General features: G+C 72.2%; 15 protein-coding genes. 7 read left to right on the top strand and 8 right to left on the bottom strand.

Annotated features, from left to right (window positions below):
• Positions 1–99: 99 nt before the first annotated feature.
• Positions 100–1,254 carry a DNA cytosine methyltransferase gene (locus HG542_RS27860; RefSeq protein WP_229922639.1) on the top strand — a complete coding sequence of 385 codons (1,155 nt, stop codon included), beginning with the start codon at positions 100–102 and terminating at the stop codon, positions 1,252–1,254.
• Here HG542_RS27860 and HG542_RS27855 read toward each other — a convergent pair.
• Genes HG542_RS27855 through trmB form a run of 3 tightly spaced genes read right to left on the bottom strand, consistent with a single transcriptional unit; the run spans position 1,171 to position 3,893 of the window.
• Positions 1,171–1,647 (bottom strand): very short patch repair endonuclease, encoded by a 477-nt coding sequence (locus tag HG542_RS27855; RefSeq protein ID WP_171086176.1) that lies wholly within the window; start codon positions 1,645–1,647, stop codon positions 1,171–1,173. The two genes, HG542_RS27860 and HG542_RS27855, sit on opposite strands and share 84 nt — an antisense overlap.
• 40 nt (positions 1,648–1,687) lie before the next feature.
• The gene (locus HG542_RS27850; RefSeq protein WP_171086174.1) at positions 1,688–3,046 is read right to left on the bottom strand and encodes a PrsW family intramembrane metalloprotease; all 1,359 of its coding nucleotides are present in this window, start codon (positions 3,044–3,046) and stop codon (positions 1,688–1,690) included.
• A gap of 28 nt (positions 3,047–3,074) precedes the next feature.
• Positions 3,075–3,893 (bottom strand): tRNA (guanosine(46)-N7)-methyltransferase TrmB, encoded by an 819-nt coding sequence (trmB, locus tag HG542_RS27845; protein ID WP_171086172.1) that lies wholly within the window; start codon positions 3,891–3,893, stop codon positions 3,075–3,077.
• Between the two features lie 208 nt (positions 3,894–4,101).
• Here trmB and HG542_RS27840 point away from each other — a divergent pair, with 208 nt between their 5' ends.
• A complete protein-coding gene (locus tag HG542_RS27840) occupies positions 4,102–5,085 on the top strand; it encodes a glycoside hydrolase family 16 protein (protein ID WP_171086170.1) in 984 nt (327 codons plus the stop codon).
• A gap of 90 nt (positions 5,086–5,175) precedes the next feature.
• Here HG542_RS27840 and lhgD read toward each other — a convergent pair whose 3' ends face one another.
• Positions 5,176–6,384, bottom strand: coding sequence for an L-2-hydroxyglutarate dehydrogenase (lhgD, locus tag HG542_RS27835; RefSeq protein ID WP_171086224.1), 1,209 nt, complete (start codon positions 6,382–6,384; stop codon positions 5,176–5,178).
• A gap of 190 nt (positions 6,385–6,574) precedes the next feature.
• Complete coding sequence (locus HG542_RS27830; protein ID WP_171086168.1) at positions 6,575–8,065, bottom strand: NsdA family TPR-like regulatory protein; 1,491 nt, start codon at positions 8,063–8,065, stop codon at positions 6,575–6,577.
• A gap of 774 nt (positions 8,066–8,839) precedes the next feature.
• On the opposite strand from HG542_RS27830, the gene HG542_RS27825 reads away from it, so the two are divergent.
• Both HG542_RS27825 and HG542_RS27820 read left to right on the top strand, forming a co-directional pair.
• On the top strand, positions 8,840–10,963 hold the full coding sequence (locus HG542_RS27825) for an asparagine synthase-related protein (RefSeq protein ID WP_171086166.1): 2,124 nt from the start codon (positions 8,840–8,842) through the stop codon (positions 10,961–10,963).
• A 300-nt stretch (positions 10,964–11,263) separates the two neighbouring features.
• A complete protein-coding gene (locus HG542_RS27820) occupies positions 11,264–12,055 on the top strand; it encodes a pentapeptide repeat-containing protein (protein ID WP_176607062.1) in 792 nt (263 codons plus the stop codon).
• A gap of 24 nt (positions 12,056–12,079) precedes the next feature.
• Here HG542_RS27820 and HG542_RS27815 read toward each other — a convergent pair whose 3' ends face one another.
• Positions 12,080–14,065: a sigma-70 family RNA polymerase sigma factor gene (locus HG542_RS27815; protein ID WP_171086164.1), complete on the bottom strand. Its 1,986-nt coding sequence runs from the start codon at positions 14,063–14,065 to the stop codon at positions 12,080–12,082.
• A gap of 203 nt (positions 14,066–14,268) precedes the next feature.
• Positions 14,269–15,105 (bottom strand): TetR/AcrR family transcriptional regulator, encoded by an 837-nt coding sequence (locus HG542_RS27810; RefSeq protein WP_171086162.1) that lies wholly within the window; start codon positions 15,103–15,105, stop codon positions 14,269–14,271.
• 379 nt (positions 15,106–15,484) lie between these two features.
• Here HG542_RS27810 and HG542_RS27805 point away from each other — a divergent pair, with 379 nt between their 5' ends.
• Positions 15,485–16,831 carry an NAD(P)/FAD-dependent oxidoreductase gene (locus tag HG542_RS27805; protein ID WP_176607058.1) on the top strand — a complete coding sequence of 449 codons (1,347 nt, stop codon included), beginning with the start codon at positions 15,485–15,487 and terminating at the stop codon, positions 16,829–16,831.
• Between the two features lie 265 nt (positions 16,832–17,096).
• Positions 17,097–18,812: an ATP-binding SpoIIE family protein phosphatase gene (locus HG542_RS27800; protein WP_171086160.1), complete on the top strand. Its 1,716-nt coding sequence runs from the start codon at positions 17,097–17,099 to the stop codon at positions 18,810–18,812.
• Positions 18,813–18,891: 79 nt separating this feature from the next.
• Here the strand turns inward: HG542_RS27800 and HG542_RS27795 are convergent, their stop codons facing one another.
• Positions 18,892–20,217 (bottom strand): MFS transporter, encoded by a 1,326-nt coding sequence (locus HG542_RS27795; protein WP_171086158.1) that lies wholly within the window; start codon positions 20,215–20,217, stop codon positions 18,892–18,894.
• Positions 20,218–20,343: 126 nt separating this feature from the next.
• On the opposite strand from HG542_RS27795, the gene HG542_RS27790 reads away from it, so the two are divergent.
• A complete protein-coding gene (locus tag HG542_RS27790; RefSeq protein ID WP_171086156.1) occupies positions 20,344–20,892 on the top strand; it encodes a MarR family winged helix-turn-helix transcriptional regulator in 549 nt (182 codons plus the stop codon).
• Positions 20,893–21,030 lie beyond the last annotated feature (138 nt).

The raw sequence follows: 21,030 nt of genomic DNA, 5'->3' as shown, positions 1-21,030 counted from the left end.
GCGCTGCTCTCTCTGCGAAACTTGAGCATCCGTCTTCGTCTGTACCAGGAGGAGTCCGCCGTGCGAGTCAACGGCCGAGTAGCCCCAGAGACTGAGCCGTTGACCTCGATCGAGATCTGTGCGGGTGCCGGCGGCCAGGCGGTCGGTCTGCACAACGCGGGGTTTCGTCACCTGGCCCTGCTGGAGATCGACAAGCATGCGTGCAAGACGTTGCGTAAGAATGTGGAGAATCACCCTGATTGGGCTGGCTGCCAAGTTGTAGAGGCAGATGTCAACGACGTTGACCCTTTCAAGCACGAGCAGCTCGTCGGATTCGGCCTTAGGCCCGGCGACCTTGATCTCCTCGCAGGCGGCGTGCCTTGCCCTCCGTTCTCTGTTGCGGGTCACCAGCTTGGCGAGGAGGACGAGAGAGACCTCTTTCCTCGGATGCTTGAGCTTGTAGATCAACTTCGGCCAAAGGCTGTGATGATCGAGAATGTTCGTGGGATTCTCGATGCGAAGTTCAGTTCTATGCGCGACAAGATCGTGCAGGAACTTGAGGGATACGAGTATGAGTTCTGTGGCTGGGAGCTGATTGAAGCTCGTGACTACGGGGTGCCTCAGCTGCGCCCTCGAGCCATTCTTGTCATGATTGACAAGAGGTACCTGAAGGACGTCAAGTTCGAGTGGCCGGTTGGTGGCGAGAAGATCGTCACCGTTGCCGAGGCTCTCGAAGAGACAATGCGGGAGCGGTACGCGCCTCACGGTGCCAAGGGGCAGGAAGCCCTCAAAAAGTGGCGGAAGATGGCCAAGCTGCGTGGCACGGAGGCCCCCACACTCGTCGGTGGTTCTAAGAAGCACGGGGGGGCTGACCTTGGCCCTAGCAGGGCTAAGGCTGCATGGGCTCTCCTGGGCGTAGACGCCATGGGGGTTGCCAACGATAAAGATGATTGCCGACCCGAACGGGACCTTTTCCGGGAAAAGGGGCCGATGCTCACTGTTGAGCAGGCGGCGATCATCCAGGGATTTCCCCGGCACTGGAAGTTCGAGGGCAGTGGTAAGACGGCCCGCTACCGTCAGGTAGGCAACGCCTTTCCGCCGCCAGTCGCCGAGGCTGTGGGAAGGGCTATCGCTGCCGTTCTCCGACCGGGAGGCCAGCAAGGTTCGTGTCCAGCCGTAGCCGAGGCTGATCTAGTCCCTGCTGCTCGGCGGGAGGCCGAGCTCAGCGCGTCGGTTTCGGACAGTGTTGATGATCTTGAGGCAGCAAGCGTCTGAAGCTTCGTGCTCCCAGAACCGGAGCACCATCCAGCCCGCAGCAATGAGTCGTTCATCCGTGTCCCGGTCGCGCGCGACGTTGCGGGCTACCTTCTCCGACCAGTAGCCCGAGTTGGTCCGGGGCGCCACGTAGTGCTCCGGACAGCCGTGCCAGTAGCAGCCGTCAATGAAGACGGCGACCTTGGCCGGGCGGAAGACGAGGTCTGCAGTGCGGCGCAGATCCGGGAGCGGTCTCGCCGCGACGCGGTAGCGGAGGCCCTGGGCGTGTACAAGGCGCCGGATCAGCTGCTCCGGCTTCGTATCCCTGTTACGGATCGCCTGCATGTTGCGGCGGCGGGCAGCTGATGAGGCCCAAGATCCTTCAGGGGGCGTCCACTCGGTCTCGTCAGGCACGGTTCCGAGGGTAGTGCCGTCCAGAGAGGCGCGTTCACCTTCACCCCGGCGGCCACCCCGCCCCGTGAGCCCCCGGCCAAGCCCAAGGCGCCGCCCCCGGCGCGCCGTACGCCCCCGGCGGCACCGCCCCTGCCGCCGGAACCCCCACACCAGCCCCCACCCCCGCCGCCACCGCCAACGCCGGCTGCGCCACATCCCTCCGCACCCACAAGTGGTGCAGCAGCTCCTGCTCCCGCACCCCGAAGTCCTCCAGCCCCAGCCCTCGGTACGCCCGCTGGCGCAGGAAGGCCAAAGACGTCGCGAAGGATATGTACTCCGCCACCACACGCGCCGCCGGGGCGCCGCCCTGGCGGCGGGCCGTGTCGCGGGCTATGCCTCGGGCGCGCATCGAGGAGAGGGCCAGCGGCTCCGGCCATGTCAGCCAGCCCGCGGCCTGGTAGGCCGGGAGGTGGGTGCGGAGTGTGCGGAGTTCGTTCTGGCGGGACCAGATCGTCAGCCACGTCAGGACGCCGAAGACCGGCACCATGAACAGGCCGTAGACCGCCAGGAAGCCCAGGCCGGGCAGGCTTGCCGAGCCGTTCCAGATGCCGTGCAGGGTCATGGCGGTCAGGAGGCCCAGGACGGGGACCACCGCCCTCAACACCCGTCGGCGCGGCGCGAGTGACGCCGCTATGCCGAAGCCCACTCCCGTCATCGACGTGAAGAGCGGGTGCGCGAACGGGGACATCAGGACGCGGACGAAGAACGTTGCCGCCGTCGTCGACGGCAGACCCTCGTGGCCGAAGCTCTGGTCCGAGGCGAACGCGTTGCCGAGGTAGAGGATGTTCTCGGTGAAGGCGAAGCCCGTGGCCGTGATGCCGGCGAAGACGACGCCGTCGAGGAGGCCGTTGAAGTCCCGGCGGCGGAAGGTGAAGAGGAGGAGGACGGCTGCCGCCTTTGCGCTTTCCTCCACCACCGGGGCCACGAAGGTGGCGCCCCAGCCTGCCGCCCGTGCGCGGTCGGTGACATCGATGGTGTTCATGAGCCACTTCGTCGCGAACCCGTTCGCGAGGATCGCGACGAGGGTGGCCGCGCAGGAGCCCCACGCGAAGGCGAAGGCCAGGTTGCGCCAGGGCTTTGGCTCGACGCGGTCCATCCAGCGGAAGGCCGCTATCAGCAGCGGCACGGGCAGGACGGCCAGGCCGAGGCCGACGAGGAAGCCCTCCGTGCCGGTCTGCTCGCGCACCAGGGCCAGGATGATCAGGCCGCAGAGCGCGAGCAGCAGGATCAGCCCGCCCGCGCGGACCGCCTTGTTGTCCCAGAGGGTGTCCCACAGGGCCCGGCGGGGCCGGTAGTGCCGGACACCGCCCGGCAGGGGCTGGGGCGGCTGCTGCGGGTACGGGGGCAGGGACTCATGCACCCATTGACCCTAACGAAGTGCCCGGCCCCTACGACGCCTTGCGACGGAACAGCAGGTCACGGACGACGTGGCCCTTGTCGAGGCCCTGGCCCTCGAAGCGGGTCAGCGGGCGGAACTCCGGGCGCGGGGCGAAGCCGCCGTCGGCCTGGGTGTTCTCGAACTCGGGCGCCGCCGTCAGGACCTCCAGCATCTGCTCGGCGTACGGCTCCCAGTCCGTCGCGCAGTGCAGCAGCGCGCCCGGCGCGAGACGGGACGCGGCCAGGGTCAGGAACTCCGGCTGGATCAGACGGCGCTTGTGGTGGCGCTTCTTGGGCCAGGGGTCCGGGAAGTAGACGCGGAGGCCGGCGAGCGAATCGGGGGCGAGCATCTCGCGGAGGAGGATGATCGCGTCGCCGTTCGCCACGCGGACGTTGGTGAGGCCGCCCCGCTCGGCGAGGTTCAGCAGATTGCCCTGGCCGGGGGTGTGGACGTCGCAGGCCAGGATGCCGGTGCCGGGGTCGGCCGCCGCCATCTGCGCCGTGGCCTCGCCCATGCCGAAGCCGATCTCCAGGACGACGGGCAGCGCCGGGTCGCCGAAGAGCTCGCCGAGGTCCAGCCGGCTGAGCCCGTCGATGTCGAGGCCCCACGTGGGCCACAGGCGGCGCAGCGCCTCGCCCTGTCCGGGCGTGACCCGGCTGCGGCGCGGCTGGAACGAGCGGATGCGGCGCTCGTGGTGCGAACCCGCCGGGTCCGCCACCGGGCCGTCGGGGAACATCGGCTCCGACCGGTCCCTGCGGGGCTGCTCCGCACGGGCGGGAGCCTGGGCCGGGACGGGCGCGGACTGGGTGGGGGTGAGGTTCTCGGACACAGTCCTGCCAGTCTACGGGCGCGGCGATCGCGGCGTCCCGGGCCGTTGGGCCCGGATCCGGAGGACGGGACCCGGCTGCGGGCAGCCGCACGGGGCACTCCGGGCCGGGCTCGCCGTGTCGACACCCAAAGTCTGATATGTCAGCTTTTACGATCCTTCTCGCTCGGCCCGCCAGGGCGCCCGCACCCGCACGAGACGGACATTCGCAATGAGATCGCCTACGAGAACACGTACGGGATCACCCACGGGATCACGTACGAGAGGGCGCACGCATACGAGAGGGCGGACGAAACGGCGTACGGGGCCGCGCTTTCTTCCCGCCGCCGCCCGGCTCTCGGCGCTGACGCTCCTGGTCACCGCCGGACTGCTCTCCGGCTGCCACGTCGGGCAGCCCGCCGACGGCTCCCGCGACGACGCCGCCGCCCCACGCGAGCGCGGCAACTGGCGGCTCGTCTGGGCGGACGAGTTCCGGGGGCCCTCCTACCGCGGGCCCGACCCCGCGAAGTGGAGCTTCGACCGCGGCGCCGAGCCGCAGTGGGGCAACCACGAATGGGAGTACTACACCGACCGGCACGAGAACGTGGCCCTGGACGGCGACGGCCACCTCGTGATCAGCGCGCGGCGGGAACGGCTGCCGTGGATGCACTGCACGGTCGGGCCCTGCGACATCACCTCCGGGCGGATCACGACCAAGGGCAAGTTCTCCCAGGCCTACGGGCGCTTCGAGGCGCGGATCAAGGTCCCGAAGGGCAAGGGGATGTGGCCCGCCTTCTGGATGCTCGGGGCCAACGTCGACCGGGTCGCCTGGCCGGGCAACGGCGAGATCGACGTGATGGAGGTCCTCGGGCACCAGCCCTGCACCGTGCACGGCGCCGTGCACGGCCCCGGATACGTGGCGAAGGGGCTCGAGCAGCACATGAGCCTGCACGGCGGGAGCCTGTCCGACGACTTCCACACGTACCGGGTGGACTGGAGCCCCGGAAAGGTGACGTGGCTGCTGGACGGCAAGGTGTACGGAACGGCCCGGTCGGGGCAGCTGCGGCGCGGGCAGCGGTGGGTGTTCGACCACCCGCACTATCTGCTGCTCAACCTGGCGGTCGGGGGCGACTGGCCCGGCGCACCGGACGGGGGAACTCCGTTCCCCAACCAGATGGTGGTCGACTATGTGCGGGTCTATGCGCCTGCGCGGTGAGCGTCGCGCGTCAGCTGCGGGTCGGTTGTGGTTGCTCGCGCCCACGCGGCGGAACCGCATATGTCAACGCCTCGCGCCCCTTCGGGGCGCTCACAGACCCGCCAGCACCCTCCGTGCCACCTCGCGCCCGATCGGCAGCGACGCCGTCGCCGCCGGCGACGGCGCGTTCAGCACGTGCACCATTCGCGGCGACTCCGCGAACAGGAAGTCGTCCACCAGCGAGCCGTCCCGCAGCACCGCCTGCGCCCGGACCCCGGACGGGGCCGGTATCAGGTCGTCCTCCGTCACCTCCGGAAGGAGTCGCCGCACCGTCTCCGTGAACGCGCGCTTCGACAGGGAGCGCTGCACCTCGCCCGCCCCGTACCGCCAGTGGCGCCTCGCTATCCGCCACGTGCCGGGATAGGCGAGCGTCCCCGCCAGCTCCGACGGGCGCACCACATGCCAGGCGTAGCCCTCGCGCGCGAGAGCGGGCACCGCATTCGGCCCCACGTGCACATGGCCCTCGATGCCACGGGTGAGGTGGACGCCCAGGAACGGGAAGGCCGGGTCCGGCACCGGATAGACCAGGCCGCGGACCAGGTCCGTGCGCTCCGGGCGCAGCTCGAAGTACTCGCCGCGGAACGGGACGATCCGCGCCCCCGGATCGTCACCCGCCATCCGGGCCACCGCATCGCTGTGCAGCCCCGCGCAGTTGACCAGGGCCCGCGCCCGCAGCACCTCGCCCCGCGCCGTGCGCACCGCGACCGCCGAGCCGCGCCGGCCGATCACGCGCACCTCCGCGCCGTACCGCACGGACGCCCCCGCGTCCTCCGCGAGTCCGGCCAGGCGCTCCGCCACCGCGCCGAAGTCGCACACGCCCGTCGTGCCGACACGGATGGCCCCGAGGCCCCGCACCCGCGGCTCGTACTCCGCTATCTGGGCGCGGCCCAGCTCGCGGACCGGGATGCCGTTCGCCCGGCCGCGCTGGACCAGGGCGTGCAGGCGGGGCAACTCCGCGCGCTCGGTGGCGACGATCAGCTTGCCCGTGACCTCGTGCGGCAGGCCGTGCTCGGCGCAGAACTTCACCATCTCCGCCGCGCCCTGCACCGCGAACCGTGCCTTGAGCGAGCCGGGGCGGTAGTAGATCCCGCTGTGGATCACTCCGCTGTTGCGGCCCGTCTGGTGGCGGGCCGGACCGCTCTCCTTCTCCAGCACGACGACCCGCGTGCCCGGCACGGCGCGCGTGAGCGCATACGCCGTCGAGAGGCCCACGATCCCGCCCCCGACGACCAGCACATCGCAGTCGTACGCCGCCGCCATCACGCCACCTCCCCGCGACCGTCCCGCGTCTGAACCGTGCCCGTCCCCGCGCCCACGGTTCCCATGATGACGTGTGCCACTGACAATGGGCCGAAACCCGGTCATCGATCTTGCTGACGCACGGCCATGACCTGGGGTTCCCGCTCCGGCCGCCGTTCAACCACCCGCCGGGCGCCGGCGGGCCGCCCCGTCACGCCGGGGCGACCAGCAGCGGCCGTGCCCGCTCGCGCAGTTCGACCACCCGCGGCTCGTGGCCGTACGGCTCCAGGCGGTGCAGCAGGTCGCGCACGTACTCGGTCGTGCGCGCCGACGAGATCCGTCCGGCGACCTCCACCGCCCTGGCTCCCGCGGCGCAGGCCGCGTCCAGGTTGCCCGACTCCAGCTCGGCCACGGCCGACACCACCAGCCGCAGGCCGTGCGAGCGCACGTACTCCTCGGTGGGACGGGCCAGCGCCTGCTCGGTGAAGCGCTGCACCTGGCGGGGCATGCGCAGGTCGCGGTAGCACTCGGCGGCGTCGGCGGCGAACCGCTCCTGGGTGTAGAAGTCGAGCCAGGACGGGTCCGCGTCCCCCGGGCGCGACCGCTCCAGCCAGCCCTCGGCGGCCTTGAGCGCCGCCCCGCAGGCGGCCGCGTCCCCCGCCTTCGCGTGGGCGCGCGCCTCGACCAGCCGGAAGAAGCTCATCGCCCGGGCCGTGGCCAGGCCGCGGTTGCGCTCCAGCGCGGCCTGCGCGAGGTCCACGCCCTCGTCCGCGTAACCGCGGTAGGTGGCCTGCAGGCTCATCGACGCGAGCACGTAGCCGCCGAGCGGGACGTCGGCCGCCGCCCGGGCCAGGCGCAGCGCCTGGATGTAATACCGCTGCGCAGCCTCCTGTTGACCGGTGTCGAAGGCCATCCACCCGGCCAGCCGGGTGAGTTCGGCGGTGGCGCCGAACAGGGCACGCCCCACATCGTCGCTGTACGAACCGAGCAGCAGCGGTGCCGCGTCCACCCGCAGGCACTCCGGCACCATCGACGAACGCCAGTCCCCGCCACCGTACTTGGAGTCCCAGCGGCGGGCCTCGTCCGCCGCCTCGCGCAGTTTCGTCACATCGCTGTGGCCGACACGCTGCACTAAACCGCAGTCCGGGCCGGAGCATCCGGCGCCGGACGCACTGCCGTTGCTGCTGTCGCCGCTGCCCGTCCCGCCCTCCCTGACCACCTGGAGGGGTTCGCGGGCGACGGAGCTGTCGGCAGGCGTTATCAGCCAGCGCGAGGCGGGCGTGGAGTACGCGCTGACGGAGAAGGAACCGGCCAGGCTCTGCCAAATGCCCCCGCCCGCACGGCGACCGGCGAGATCCAGCCGGTAGAGCTCGGTGGCACTGCGCACCGCCTGGCCGACATCGCGCGGAAAGGAGAGCCCCACCTCCGGCGCGGGATCGGCGTCGGCGAGGCCGATTTCGTGCAGCGGAACGGGGCGGCCGAGCTTGCCCGCTATCGCGGCGGCGATCAGATGGGGGGCGGCGCCCTGCGGGACCATGCCCTTGGAGACCCATCGGGCGACGGATGTCTTGTCGTAGCGAAGGGTCAAACCCCGCTGCGCACCAAGGTCGTTGACCCGTCGGGCCAGGCCGGCGTTGCTGATCCCTGCGAGGGCGAGAACGGTGCCCAGCTTCTCGTTCGGTCCGCGCGGCTCCCTGGACATGCGCACCCCTCGACGACACGGCGCCCGCCCCGGCATAGGCACGGGGCATTCGTAAACCCAGCGTAGTTCCCCGCATCCCGACCGTTAAGAGGTGTTGTCCCGGATGGCGAGATTCAGGCCCGTATGTGCGTGCATCGAGGGGCACGTGCTCCGGTTGTGTGTGGCCGTGCGCCTGCCGTGCGCTCTGTCCGCGCCACTGCGGGAGCGGTTCCATGGAGGAGCGTGGGTTGGCCCGCTGCAACTGGATCCAGTGGGCTGGGGGAAGCCGTCGCCTCATTCCCCGCGGGCGGCGGTACGGTCCGGGAGGTGGTCAGCGCCTCCCGGACTGTCATATTGCGGGCCTGTCGGGCATCTGTCGGACTTCCGTCCGGGCGTGGGCCTGCGGCGTCCCGGGCGTCCTCGCGCGGCTGTGCACGGCGGCCATCGCCTTGCGTCGCACGGCAGTCGGCGCCGCACCGGTGCCGCCTGTGGAAGCACTTGCCCGAGTGCGCCCCCCTGAATCCCCGATAAGCGGACGGCCCGATTTTGGCCGGATCCAGCCGTGGCGGGCGTTCGAGGACACGCGCGTACGAGTGCGGGGCGCGGCCCGTTCCCGTGGCAGCATGGCCCGTGCACAGCCGTGACGGCGCGGCACTTCACCCTGGTTTCGGGCGAGTTGGCCGCCGCACTGCATTCCCGGTGCGTCCAGGTGTCGTCTTCCGGATGTCGAAACCGCCGCTTCGCTGTGCATGATGACTGCTACCTGTTGATTGTCCACAGCCTGTGGAGGCGGCAATGCGCTGGTTGGTGGGGTGGAGCTGCACCGCCTCCGGAGCCGGGAACGGGGCCGCGCCGCACGGGACCGAAGCGGGACCGGTGCAGCCCGTGGGCGCCCAACTCCTGTGGGACGGACCGGCTCCGCTGTGGGCCGTCGGCGACTGGCGGCCCGACGAGATCCGCGTCGTCCACGCCGGGGCCTCCCTCACCCGCCTCGCCGTGCTCGGCCGGTGCGGCGCGAGCGACGACGCCCTGCGCGGCGGACTGCTCGCCGCCCGCGGCGGCGCATTGCGGCATCTGACCGCCTGGCCCGGCAGTTACACCGCCGTCGCCCAGGTCGGCCGCCGCCTGACCGTCGTCGGCGACCTGGCCGGCGCCCGGCCGGTCTTCCACACCTCCTGGTCCGGCGGCACCGCCTACGCCACCGCCGCGCTTCCGCTCGCCGACCTCGTCGAGGCCCAGCTCGACATCGGGTACCTCGCAGCACTGCTCGCCTGCCCCGACTCCCCGGAGGCGCTCGGCGACGGCACCCCCTACGCGGGCGTGCGGCGCGTGCCCCCGGGGCACGCGCTCGTGCTGCGCGACGGCGCACGGGACGTCACCGGCTACGAACCCCAGGCCTCGCTCGCCGTCGCCGCCCCCCAACTCGCCGCCGAACAAGCCGTGTCGGGCGTGCGGGACGCCCTCGTCGAGGCGGTACGGGCCCGGTTCGCCGCCCCGCGGCACGCCCCCGCCCACCCCTTGGGGGACCGCGACCCCGGCCCCGTCCCCGGCATGGGCCCGGCCTTCCGGCGCACCGCACGCGGCAGCGGGCCGGCCCCCGGAATCGGCGCCGACCTCTCCGGCGGCAGCGCCTCCGCAACGCTCGCCCTGCTCGCCGCCGGCCTGCCCGGCATCCCCGGCACACCGCTCGGACACGGCAGCGGCACGGGCGAACGCCTCCTGGCCGTCACCTTCAACGACCTGGCCGGCGGCCCCGTCCGCACCCGCGAGGCCGAACTCGAACGGGCCCGCGCCCTCGCCGCGAACCCGCGGCTGCACCACGTGGTCGTCGCCGCCGGGGCCGAGGCCCTTCCGTACGCAGACCTCGACCGCGGCCCGCTGACCGATGAACCGGGCCCCTCGCTCGTCACCGCCGAACGCCACCGCCGACGGCTGGCCGCCGGCAGCGCGGACCACTTCGTCGGACATGGCGCCCGACAAGTACTTGACGCTCATCCGGCACGTCTGGCCGACCTGTTGATGGACCGCCGCAGGCGTCACCTGCTCCGGCCGGTCTCCGCACTGGCCCGCGCCGACGGCCCCTCCGCGCACTCCCTCTTCGTTCCCTTCACCGTCTACCGGGCGGCACGCCGGCTCGCACGGATGACGTACCGGGAAGGACTGGAAGAAGCAGCAGCACGGCTGCTCCGTCCGACGGGAGCGGCGGGCCCGGGCGGCGGGACGACAGGAGCCGTCGACGCCTCGCTCGCCGCGCTCACGTGGGTACGGCCGGGACCGGCCGCACGCTGGCTGACCGGAGAGGCCCTCGCCGAAGTATCGGTTCGCCTCCACGGCGCGGCCCTCCGGCCCGCAGCACTGCAGCAACGGCCCGGCGAACGACGCGCCGCGGCAGCCCTCGCCCGCTACGCGGCGGACCACCGCATCTTCGAACAGGCCACGGAGATCCGCGGCCAGCGGCTGCACACCCCCTTTCTCGACAACCAGGTCGTACGCGCCTGCCGCGCGCTCCCCGAGGCGCTCCGGGTACAGCCCGGGGCGCGCGCCTCGGTGCTGCGCGCGGTCCTGGCCGGTGCCGGCATCCGGGACCTGCCGGCCGGCTGGGGCGCCACCTCCCACGCCTCCCACGCGGCGGCCGTGCGCGCCGGGCTCCACACCTCCCTCAGCTCACTGCTCGCCCTCTTCGACACCCCGCTCCTCGCGGACGCGGGACTGGTCGAGGCCCGCGTCGTCCGGGGTGCGCTGCGCGCGGCGGCGGGCGGGGAGGCGCTGCCCCTGGACGGCCTCGCGGACCTGGTCTCCACGGAGCTGTGGCTCCGCCGCCTGCTCGCACGCCGCGGCACCTGCTGGACGGGCCCGTCCGCGCCCCGGCAGCGCGCCGTGGCGGGCGGGGTGACGGTGACGCCGAGGCCCGGGATTTGACGCCGGTCCCAGAATGGAAGCTGCGGCCGCCGGGCGGCCGGGGATCCACGGGGAAACAGGGACGGGACGGGAACAGTGTCCGAGAAGCGTGCGGAGAGACGTCCTGAACGTCCGGAGCGGCGGCGCTCCGAGCGCCCGGAGCGTCCGGCCAAGCGGGGCGGGAAGCGCCCGGGGCGTCCGGAGCGTTCTGAGAGGTCTGAACGTCCGGAGCATTCGGAGAAACGTTTCCGGGAGCGTGCGGACCAGCGCACGGGCCACGGGGCGGCGGCGCCCGAAGCCGACCGGACCGCCCTCGCCGTCCTGCAGGGTGACTGCAGCAACTGCTTCGGGCTGTGCTGCGTCGCACTGCCCTTCGCCGCCTCCGCCGACTTCGCGGTCACCAAGGACGCGGGCAAGCCGTGCTCCAACCTGCAGACGGACTTCAGCTGCGGCATCCACGCCCGCCTCCGGGACAAGGGCTTCCCCGGCTGCACCGTCTACGACTGCTTCGGCGCGGGCCAGAAGGTCTCCCAGGACACCTTCGGCGGGCGCGACTGGAGGCAGGACCGGGGGACCGCGGAGCAGATGTTCGCCGTCTTCCCCGTCGTACGGCAGCTGCACGAGCTGCTGTGGTACCTGACGGAAGCGCTGACGCTCCCGGCGGCCCGGCCGGTGCACGCCGACCTCCGCAAGCTGCTCGCCACCACCGAGCGTCTCGCCGGCCAGAGCCCCGAGGCGCTGCGCGAGCTGGACGTCGCCGCCCACCGGCAGGACGTCAACGTGCTGCTGCTGCGCACCAGCGAGCTGGTGCGGGGAGCCGTGGGCCGGAAGGCGAAGAACCACCGCGGAGCGGACCTCATGGGCGCTCGCCTGAAGGGCGCCGACCTCCGTGGCGCCAATCTGCGCGGCGCATACCTCATCGCCGCCGACCTGTCGGGCGCGGACCTGCGCAGCGCGGACCTCATCGGGGCCGACCTGCGCGATGCAGACCTCTCCGGCGCCGACCTGACCGGCAGCTTCTTCCTCACCCAGCCGCAGCTGAACGCGGCCAAGGGGGATGCGGCGACGAAGCTGCCGGACGGGCTGGTGCGGCCGGGGCACTGGGGGGCCTAGGCGCGCGGACCGGCAGCCGGCCGGTCAGTCACACGTCAGCCTCCCCAGCGCCCAGTCCGCAACGGCGGCCCGGTCGGCCGCCGAAACCGGCTCCACCGTCAGCCGGATCGTCTGCCGACCCGTCAGCGGGACGCGCACCGGGACGCCCGGATCCCCGCCCCGTACCACCCCGGAGTTCCACAGGCGCTCGCCGTCCGCGTACACGGAGAACCGGACCGCACCGAACCCCATCGACATGTCGTCGAGGCCTGCCACCGCGTCGAACGTCCGGCAGGAGCGGTTCAGTTCGACGGCCACCGACGAATCCGCGTGCACACTCGCCCCGTCGCGGTACTCCCTGCCGCCGACCCGCAGGCCCTGGCGCTGCCACAGCCAGTCGCTGTCGGCCAGCCGGATCTCCGGCCTGGTGCCGTCACCGATGTCCTCGTAGGTCAGCTCGTCGAGCCGGTAGACCACCGGAAGCCCGGCGGGCGGAGAGGACGGCCCGACCGAGGGGGAGGGCGTCGGGGACGGCTTGGGACGCGGCAGGGAGGCCGATGGTGTGGCGCGCGGCGTCGCGCGGTGCGTGGCCGGGGGATGCGCCCGCTCGGCGCGTGACGACGGCGTCGACGACGGGCGCACCGCAGGCGCCATCGCCACCGATCCCCACGTCGGGCTCGGCGACGGCCGCTCCGGCGGCTCCGACTCGGGAGCCGGCGTCACCGGCGCGGCCGTCGCCGCCCGGACGGCCCGCGGGCTCTCCACCGGCGCGGACGAACCGCCCACCAGCGCGTACGCCATCACACCGCCCGCGGTGAGCACGGCCCCGACCGCAATGCCGAGCTTCAGCGACGACGCCGCCGCGCCGCCCCCCGAACCCGCGCCCGAACCCGCACTGCTCCCCCCGGCCGCCGAGGCCGACGCCGCGGCGCCCGCCGCACCTGCTGCACTCGCCGCCCCTGCCGCAAGCCCCGCAGCGGCCTTGAGCGAATACCCCGCGGCGAACCAGCCGACGACCGCCACCGGCAGCAGCGACCGCAGCCGCGCATTGACGTCCGCGACCTCCAGCGCGGCCATGCGGCACCGCGCGCAGCTCTCCAGGTGCCTGCGCATTCCGCGCTCGGCCCGCGTCCGCAGCCGGCCCCGCGCGTAGGCGCCGAGCCGGTCGGCGTACTGCGCGCAGTCGCCGCCGGAGGTGAGCGAGGCGCTCACATGGGCCTGCAGATAGGCCTGTTTGAGCCCCTCGCGGGCACGCAGCGCGAGCACGGCCGTCGCATTGGCCGACAGCCCCAGCAGCGGAGCCACCTCGCTCGGCGGCTCCTCCTCCACGGTGGTGTGCCACAGCACCGTCTGCCACCGCTCCGGCAGGCTGCGAAACGCCTGCACGGCCAGCGACTCCTCGGCCTCCTGCATGGCCCGTACGTCCGCGCCCAGGTCGAGCGTGTCCTCGTCGGCGGCACTGGGCCTGCGCTCGGCGGACGAGGCGAAGACCGCGAAATCCTCGACCAGTTGCTCCCGCTTGACCGTCCGCGCCCAAGCTGCCGCGACCCGGCGCACCGTGGTCAGCAGATACGCGCGGACCGCCGTCTCCGGGCCCGCCCCGCCCTGCACGGCTTGCAGGGTGCGGGCGAACACCTCATGGGTGAGGTCCTCCGCGGTGTGCTCGTCACGGCAACACGTCCTGGCATAGCGGCGGACCGCATCGGCATGGCGCCGGTACAGCTCCTCGTACGCCGTGCCCTCGCCGCTGCGCATCTGCGCGACCAGCTCCAGGTCCGACGGCGGCATCTCTGCACCGTCCCGCTGCTGCGGAACTCCCGCAGCAGCAGCGGACGGACCGTCCGACGACGGCCCGGGAGGCAGCGCCGGGGGAGAGGAGACAGAGCCCGGGGCGCCGGACGAGCCGGGCGGCAACGCCCGGCCCTGGCCGGGCACATGGCCCCGCTGCTCCCGACGCCCGGGCGCATGAGCATCAGGCGGCTCGTCCGCCTCGTCTCTCCCGTGCCGCTCTTTCCGCCCGTCAACTCCCATAACGGAGGCTCCTGTACACGCCTGCACACCCGTACTCCGGGTAAGACTGGCACACAGGGGTGCATTTGCGGCAGAGCCGGAACAGCAACCACTCGTCCGAGCATCACTCGTACAGGAGAGCCCAGATGCTCACCCGTTCGGGGAAGACCGGCGAACGGCCTTCCCCACTTCCGGGTGCAATGGCGACGCAGGTACGCGCGCGATCACGCCACGGGACGCGAACGCAGCCCCTCCAGCAGGATGTCCAGCAGTCGCGAGGACGCCGCCGCCTGCTGCGCCGCATCCGGCAGCGAGGGCGCCGCCGTGGCTATCACCAGCAGCACGTCCGCCACCGTCACATCGGGCCGCAGCTCACCCGCGGAGCGGGCCCGCTCCACCAGCCGGCCGACGACATCCAGCAGGGCCGCAGCACCTGCATCGCTCCGCTCCTCGACCACGGACGGCCGCTGCTCGACCAGCCGCAGCTCGTGCAACTGGCCACCCGTGACTCCCGGCTGCCGCTGCTGCGGCACCCGCGCCCGGTCCGCGGCCGGCTGCGCCGCGACCTGCGGAGCGTGCACCGGCCGCTCCGGTGCACCGGGCTGCACGTGCGGCTGGAGCCGCTCCTGGCCCGCCCGGGCCTCCTCGGACTCGACGTCCACACCGACCCGCAGGACCTGCGGCGGGAGCAGCCGGCCCGCGCCCGACGCCACCGACGTGCGCAGGAACCGGGACAGCGCCGACCACGGCTCGTCCTCCTGCCCCAGCGCCGTCCGCGCCTGCTCGGTCAGCCGCGCCGTCTCCTCCTCGGCTATCCGCCGGACCAGGACGTCCTTGCTCGGGAAGCGGCGGTACACCGTCCCCACACCGACCCGGGCCCGGCGCGCCACGTCCTCCATCGGCGCCCCGTACCCCAGCTCGCCGAAGACCTCGCGAGCCGCGCGCAGGACATGCTCGAGATTGCGCTGGGCGTCCACACGCAGCGGCGTGTTGCGCCCGGAAGCACCGTCAGGCGTCGCGACAGCAGCGGACGCAGACCAATGAGAGCTCTGAATGTGCATACGTTCCCCCGGTTATGACGTCTCCCCCCGGAGACTCCCCGCCCTGACTGCCGGGGCACGTCTCGACACCCCGACGGAGTACGAACATAGTTGAGCCCCGGTCAAGAAAGAAGGGGGTAGTTCCGCACAGCCCGTCCCCGATTGGAGTACGGGCCCGGTCTCCTCCGCTTCCACACACCCCCGCCACCCCGTCCGAACCCCTCTGACCTGCGCATACGTATGCGCTCAGCAGGGCGTTCGCACGGAGGGATCAGCTCCGGCGCCAGTCGTACATTTCGCAGGGCCTGTGGACAAACCCCGGCCACGGGTGCGTCATGGGAAGGAGTGCGGGGCAGGCGCAGGGCGCGGGGACCACGAAGAGGACCATGAAGGGGCAGCCTTGACGAAGGAACCGGCGCGCATTCTGGTGGTCGGCGGCGGCTACGTGGGCCTGTACACCGCACTGCACCTCCAACGGGAGGCCAGGCGCGGCGAGGCCGAGATCGTGGTGGTCAACCCCGAGGCGTACATGACCTATCAGCCCTTCCTCCCCGAGGCCGCCGCGGGATCCATCTCGCCGCGGCACGTCGTCGTCCCCCTGCGTCGCACGCTGGGCGACTGCGAGATCGTCGTCGGCGAGGCCACGGCCGTCGACCACGCCGCGCGCACCGCGACCGTCAAGACCCTCGCCGCGGAGGAGGAGGGCACCGGCACGATCGACATCCCCTACGACGAACTCGTCCTCGCGCCCGGCTCCGTCTCCCGCGCCCTCCCCGTCCCCGGTCTCGCCGACCACGGCATCGGCTTCAAGACCGTCGAGGAGGCCATCGGCCTGCGCAACCACGTCCTCGAACAGATGGACATCGCCTCCTCCACCCGCGACCCCCAGGTCCGCGACGCCGCCCTCACCTTCGTCTTCGTCGGCGGCGGGTACGCGGGCGTGGAGGCCCTCGCCGAACTGGAGGACATGGCCCGCTACGCCGCGCGCTACTACCACAACCTCCGCCCGGACGACCTGAAGTTCGTCCTCGTCGAGGCAACGGACCGGATCCTCCCCGAAGTCGGCGAGGAGATGGGCCGCTACGCCGTCCGCGAGCTGCGCGGCCGCAACATCGACGTACGCCTCGGCACCCGCCTCGACTCCTGCGAGAACCGCATCGCCGTCCTCAGCGACGGCTCACGCCTGCCCACCCGCACCCTCGTATGGACCGCCGGCGTCAAACCCCACCCGGTCCTCGCCGCCACCGGCCTGCCGCTCACCGAGCGCGGGCGACTCAAGTGCACGGCCGAACTGCGCATCGAAGGCGTCGAGCACGCCTGGTCGGCCGGAGACGCGGCAGCCGTCCCCGACCTCACCGCCGAACAGCCCGGCACCGAGTGCGCCCCCAACGCCCAGCACGCCGTCCGCCAGGCCAGGGTCCTCGCCGGCAACGTGCTCGCCTCACTGCGCGGCAAGCCCCTTCAGGAATACCGCCACCGGTACGTCGGCTCCGTCGCATCGCTCGGACTGCACAAGGGCGTCGCACAGGTCTACGGGAAGAAGCTCAAGGGCTACCCCGCCTGGTTCATGCACCGCGCCTACCACCTCAGCCGCGTCCCCACCGTCAACCGCAAGGCGCGCATCCTCGCCGAGTGGTGCCTCGCCGGGCTGTTCAAACGTGAGATCGTCTCGCTCGGCTCACTGGAACACCCCCGCGCCGAGTTCGAACTCGCGGCGGGCACCGGGCGTCACCCGGAAGCGAGTTGAAGCAGGTGACGGACGGCGGCAGGAGCACGGAACTCCTCCGCCTGGCCCGGCGTCTGACGGATGTCGGTCCCGTCGGCCACACTGGACGTGTGACCATGAGTGGGTTCGTGCTTGCGAAGAGTAATAATCATGAGGTTTCGGACGTTTGCTGCACTCCCCCGGGGCCCGGGCCCCGCACCGCCGACCGCGCCCCCGAGCCGGGCAGACGGCTCAGCCACCCCACGTCGCCGAGCTGATCCGGAACGACTCCGCGAGGTAATCCTCAGTGAACTTCACCCGCTGGAGCGCCCGGCTCCCCGGAACACAGCGCCGAGCAGCGGCGCGCGCCGAACGCACCTCCGCCACGCCCCCACAGCCCGTGCCCGCCGCGGCCGGCGCGAGCGGCTCCGTCCCCGCCGCCCGCGCCGAGAGCCCGCCCGGGCCCGGCACCGAACCCGGCGCCGCCCCCGCCCCCGCGCTCGACGGGCTGCCCGTCCACGACATCCTCGGCAAGGTTCCCGCACTCGTCGCCGTCGTCCACGGCCCCGACCACCGCATCGCCTACGTCAACGACGCCTACGCCGCACTCTTCGGCCCCCGCACCCCCGGCGCCCCCGCCCGCGACGCCCTCCCCGAGTTCCAGGAACTCGGCCTGCTCCCGCTGATGGACCAGGTCCTGCGCAGCGGCAAGCCCCGCACGGTCAAGTCCCGCCGCGTCACCACGGCCGACGCCCGGCACGGCTACTACACCTTCACCTGCTCCCCGATCCAGGTCGCCGGCGGCAGCGAGCCCGGCCGCTCCGGCGTCCTCGTCTTCGCCGCCGACGTCACCGACCAGGTCGAGGCCGCCGAACGGCTGCGCGCCAGCGAGCGCCGCCAGCGCGAGGCCGCCGTCACCCTCCAGCGCAGCCTGCTCCCCCAGGAACTCGAACAGCCCGACGACCTCCGCGTCGCCGCCACCTACCAGCCCGGTGGCAAGGACACCGCCGTCGGCGGCGACTGGTACGACGTCATCACCCTCGGCGCCGGCCGCACCGCCCTCGTCATCGGCGACGTCATGGGCCGCGGTGTCCGCGCCGCCGCCGTCATGGGCCAGCTCCGCACGGCCGTACGGGCCTACGCCCGCCTCGACCTCCCGCCCCACGAGGTCCTCCAGCTCCTCGACGGCCTCGCCACCGAGATCGACGCCACCCAGATCGCCACCTGCGTCTACGCCGTCCACGACCCCAACGAGGGCCGCCTCGTCTACGCCTCCGCCGGCCACCTGCCCATCCTCGTCCGCGACCCCGACGGCACCGTCCGCCGCGCCGCCGAACCCACCGGCCCGCCGCTCGGCACCGGCGGCTGGCTGCACACCTCCGGCACGGTCCCGCTCGTCCCCGGCTCCAGCGCCGTCCTCTATACGGACGGCCTCGTCGAACGGCGCGGCGAGGACATCTACGACGGCGTCGCCGCACTGGAACGCGCCTTCGCCGGCGCCACCGGATCGCCCCAGGTCATGTGCGACCGCCTGATCCGCACCCTTGGCGTCACCGCCGACCACGACGACGACGTCGCCGTCCTCGTCCTCCAGCACCCCGCCCGCACCGGCCACGACGCCGAGCTCTTCCACAACGCCGCACTCGAACTCCTCGGCGGCGTCGAAGCAGCACCCCGCGCCCGCGCCTTCGCCTCCGGCGTCCTCGCCAGCTGGCGCTTCCCCCACGACCTGCGCGACCTGGGCGTCCTGGCGGCCAGCGAACTCGTCGCCAACTCTCTCCAGCACGGCACGCCCCCCATGCGGCTCCGGCTGCGCCGCACCGACCGCCGCCTGATCATCGAGGTCACCGACGGCGACGACCACCTGCCGCGCCGCCGCCGCGCGGAACCCGTCGACGAGGCAGGCCGCGGCATCTCGATCATCGCGACCATCGCCTCGTCCTGGGGCTCACGGCGCACCCCGGGCGGCGGAAAGGCGGTCTGGTGCGAATTCGCACTGCCCTCGGGACACGGCAAGACATAGGAGATGCCTGTGGCCCGGAAACTTCGCGTTTCCGGGCCACAGGCATCTCAGAGCAACAGGTGCAGACGGGTCAGACCACTCAGACGGATACGGGCATCCGGTCGTCCACACTCCCGGCACACTCGGCACTCTCGGCAGGCACCGAGCGCCGCACCACCGCGGCCCGCACCGGGTTGTCCTGCGCGGCTGTGAGCCGGCGGCCCAGCCGCAGCGCCAGGACCGAGATCCCGAGCGAGCACACGACCAGCATCACGATGTACACCCCGAACATCCCCGCCCCGGCGATCAGACCGCCCGCCGCCGGACCGATCGCCAGCGCCAGCTGCTTCACCAGGGCGAAGGCGGAGTTGTACTGCCCCACCATCCGCGCCGGGGCCAGGTCGGCCACCAGCGGCGCCAGCGTCGGGGAGAGCATGGACTCGCCGACGCCGAAGAGCGCGTACGTGGAGATCAGCAGCGCCGTCGCCACCCCGTGCACCCCCGGGACGAGCCCGGACACCCCGGCCGCGAGCCACGCCACCGTCCAGATCAGCCCGACCAGCGCGATCACCCGGCTGCGCCGGCGCCGCTCGACCAGCTTCAGGACGACGAACTGTGCCAGCACGATCGCCGCCGTGTTCGCCGCGAGGGCCATGCCGAGCGTCGCGGGCGAGATCCGCGTGACCTCGACGGCGAACGCCGCGAGACCCGACTCGAACTGCCCGTAGCAGGCGAAGAACATCACGAAGCCCAGCACCGACAGCTGCACCATGGCCCGGTCGGCCAGCAGAGCCCGCCAGCCGCCCGCAGCGTCCTGCTCGTCCCGCCCGGTCGGCACGGCGTCGTCGACCCTGGGCACCTTCGGCAGCCGCACGGTCGCCACCGTCGCACCGAGCACCAGGAACATCACGGACTCGATCGCGAACAGCCGGACGAAGCTCGACGGGTCCGAGGTGTCCACGAGCTGCCCGCCCAGCAGGCCACCGATGCCCAGACCGAGGTTGTTCATGAAGAACTGCATCGCGAACGCACGGGAACGGGTGGCCGTCGTCGAGCACCACACGATCATCGTGGCCAGAGACGGCTGGATCACGGCCATACCGGAGCCCAGCGCCGCCGCAGCGGCGACCACCAGGACCTTGCTGTCCGCGAGCCCCAGCCCCATGGAGCCCATGGCGGCGACGACACCACCCACGACGGCCACAGGCAGCGGACCCCGGCGGTCGATCACCCGGCCGGTGAAGGGCAGCACGACAAGAGCGGCCACGGCGAACGTCGCGAGCACGACGCCCGCCGTGCTCGCACCGAGATTCCGCACCTGAGACACATAGATGAACAGGAACGGAATCGTGAAGCCGTTGCCGAACGCGCTCAGCGCGTTGCCCAGCTGGATCCGACGCAGTGCTGCGCCCATCGCGGTGGTCACACTCACCCCCTAGGAAGAAGGCCCGACACGGACAGTCCAGGCCTGAAGAGTTCAACAGTAAAGTTCGAAGCTAAAGAGTACACGTCCAAGGGCTTTAACGCGAACCTGTCGTGGGATACTGCGGGGATGCCCGACACACCGGGCTCGGCCGAGCCGAGCATCGAAGAACAGATCGCCGCGTACCAGCGCGAGTTCCAGGACCTCGATCCGCAGGTGGAGAAGGTCGTCTCGGCGCTCAGCCGACTCAACCGGCGTATGAACGTCGCCTACGGGCGCCAGACAGCCGAGCTCGGCATCAGCAACGCCGAGTGGGAGGTCCTCAAGGCCCTCGTCCTCGCCGGCGTCCCGTACCGCCTGGGCCCCGGCGACCTGGCCAAGCGACTGGGGCTCACCCCCGCGGCGATGACCCACCGCATCGACCGGATGGTCGCGGAAGGCCTCGTCACCCGCGAACGCGACGAGAACAACCGGGTCCGCGTCATCGTCGGCCTCACGGAAGAGGGCCGCTCCAAGTGGCTGGAGGCCATGCGCATGGCGACGGTCTTCGAGGAGGAGCTGCTCCAGGACCTCTCCGGCGAGGAGCGCGGCCGGCTCGGCGAGATGCTCATCCGGCTTCTTCGCCGGGTCGAGACCACCCAGCCGGACGCGGGCGGACGGCTGCGGGACCTGGACTGAGCGGGCGGAACGAGGCCAACGAGGCGGGTGCCGACTCGGGTTGACACGGGTGTACCCGATGCGTAGTGTTCTCCGAGTTGCCACGGAGCCGACACGGTTCCGGGACAGCATCTCAAGCCTCTTGGCTGCACTCACTGC

The organism is Streptomyces morookaense (assembly GCF_013030945.1).
In the GTDB taxonomy this organism is placed as follows: domain Bacteria; phylum Actinomycetota; class Actinomycetes; order Streptomycetales; family Streptomycetaceae; genus Streptomyces; species Streptomyces morookaensis.
Note: the sequence above shows the minus strand (reverse complement) of the source record. Positions and strands in the feature narration are given on the sequence as shown.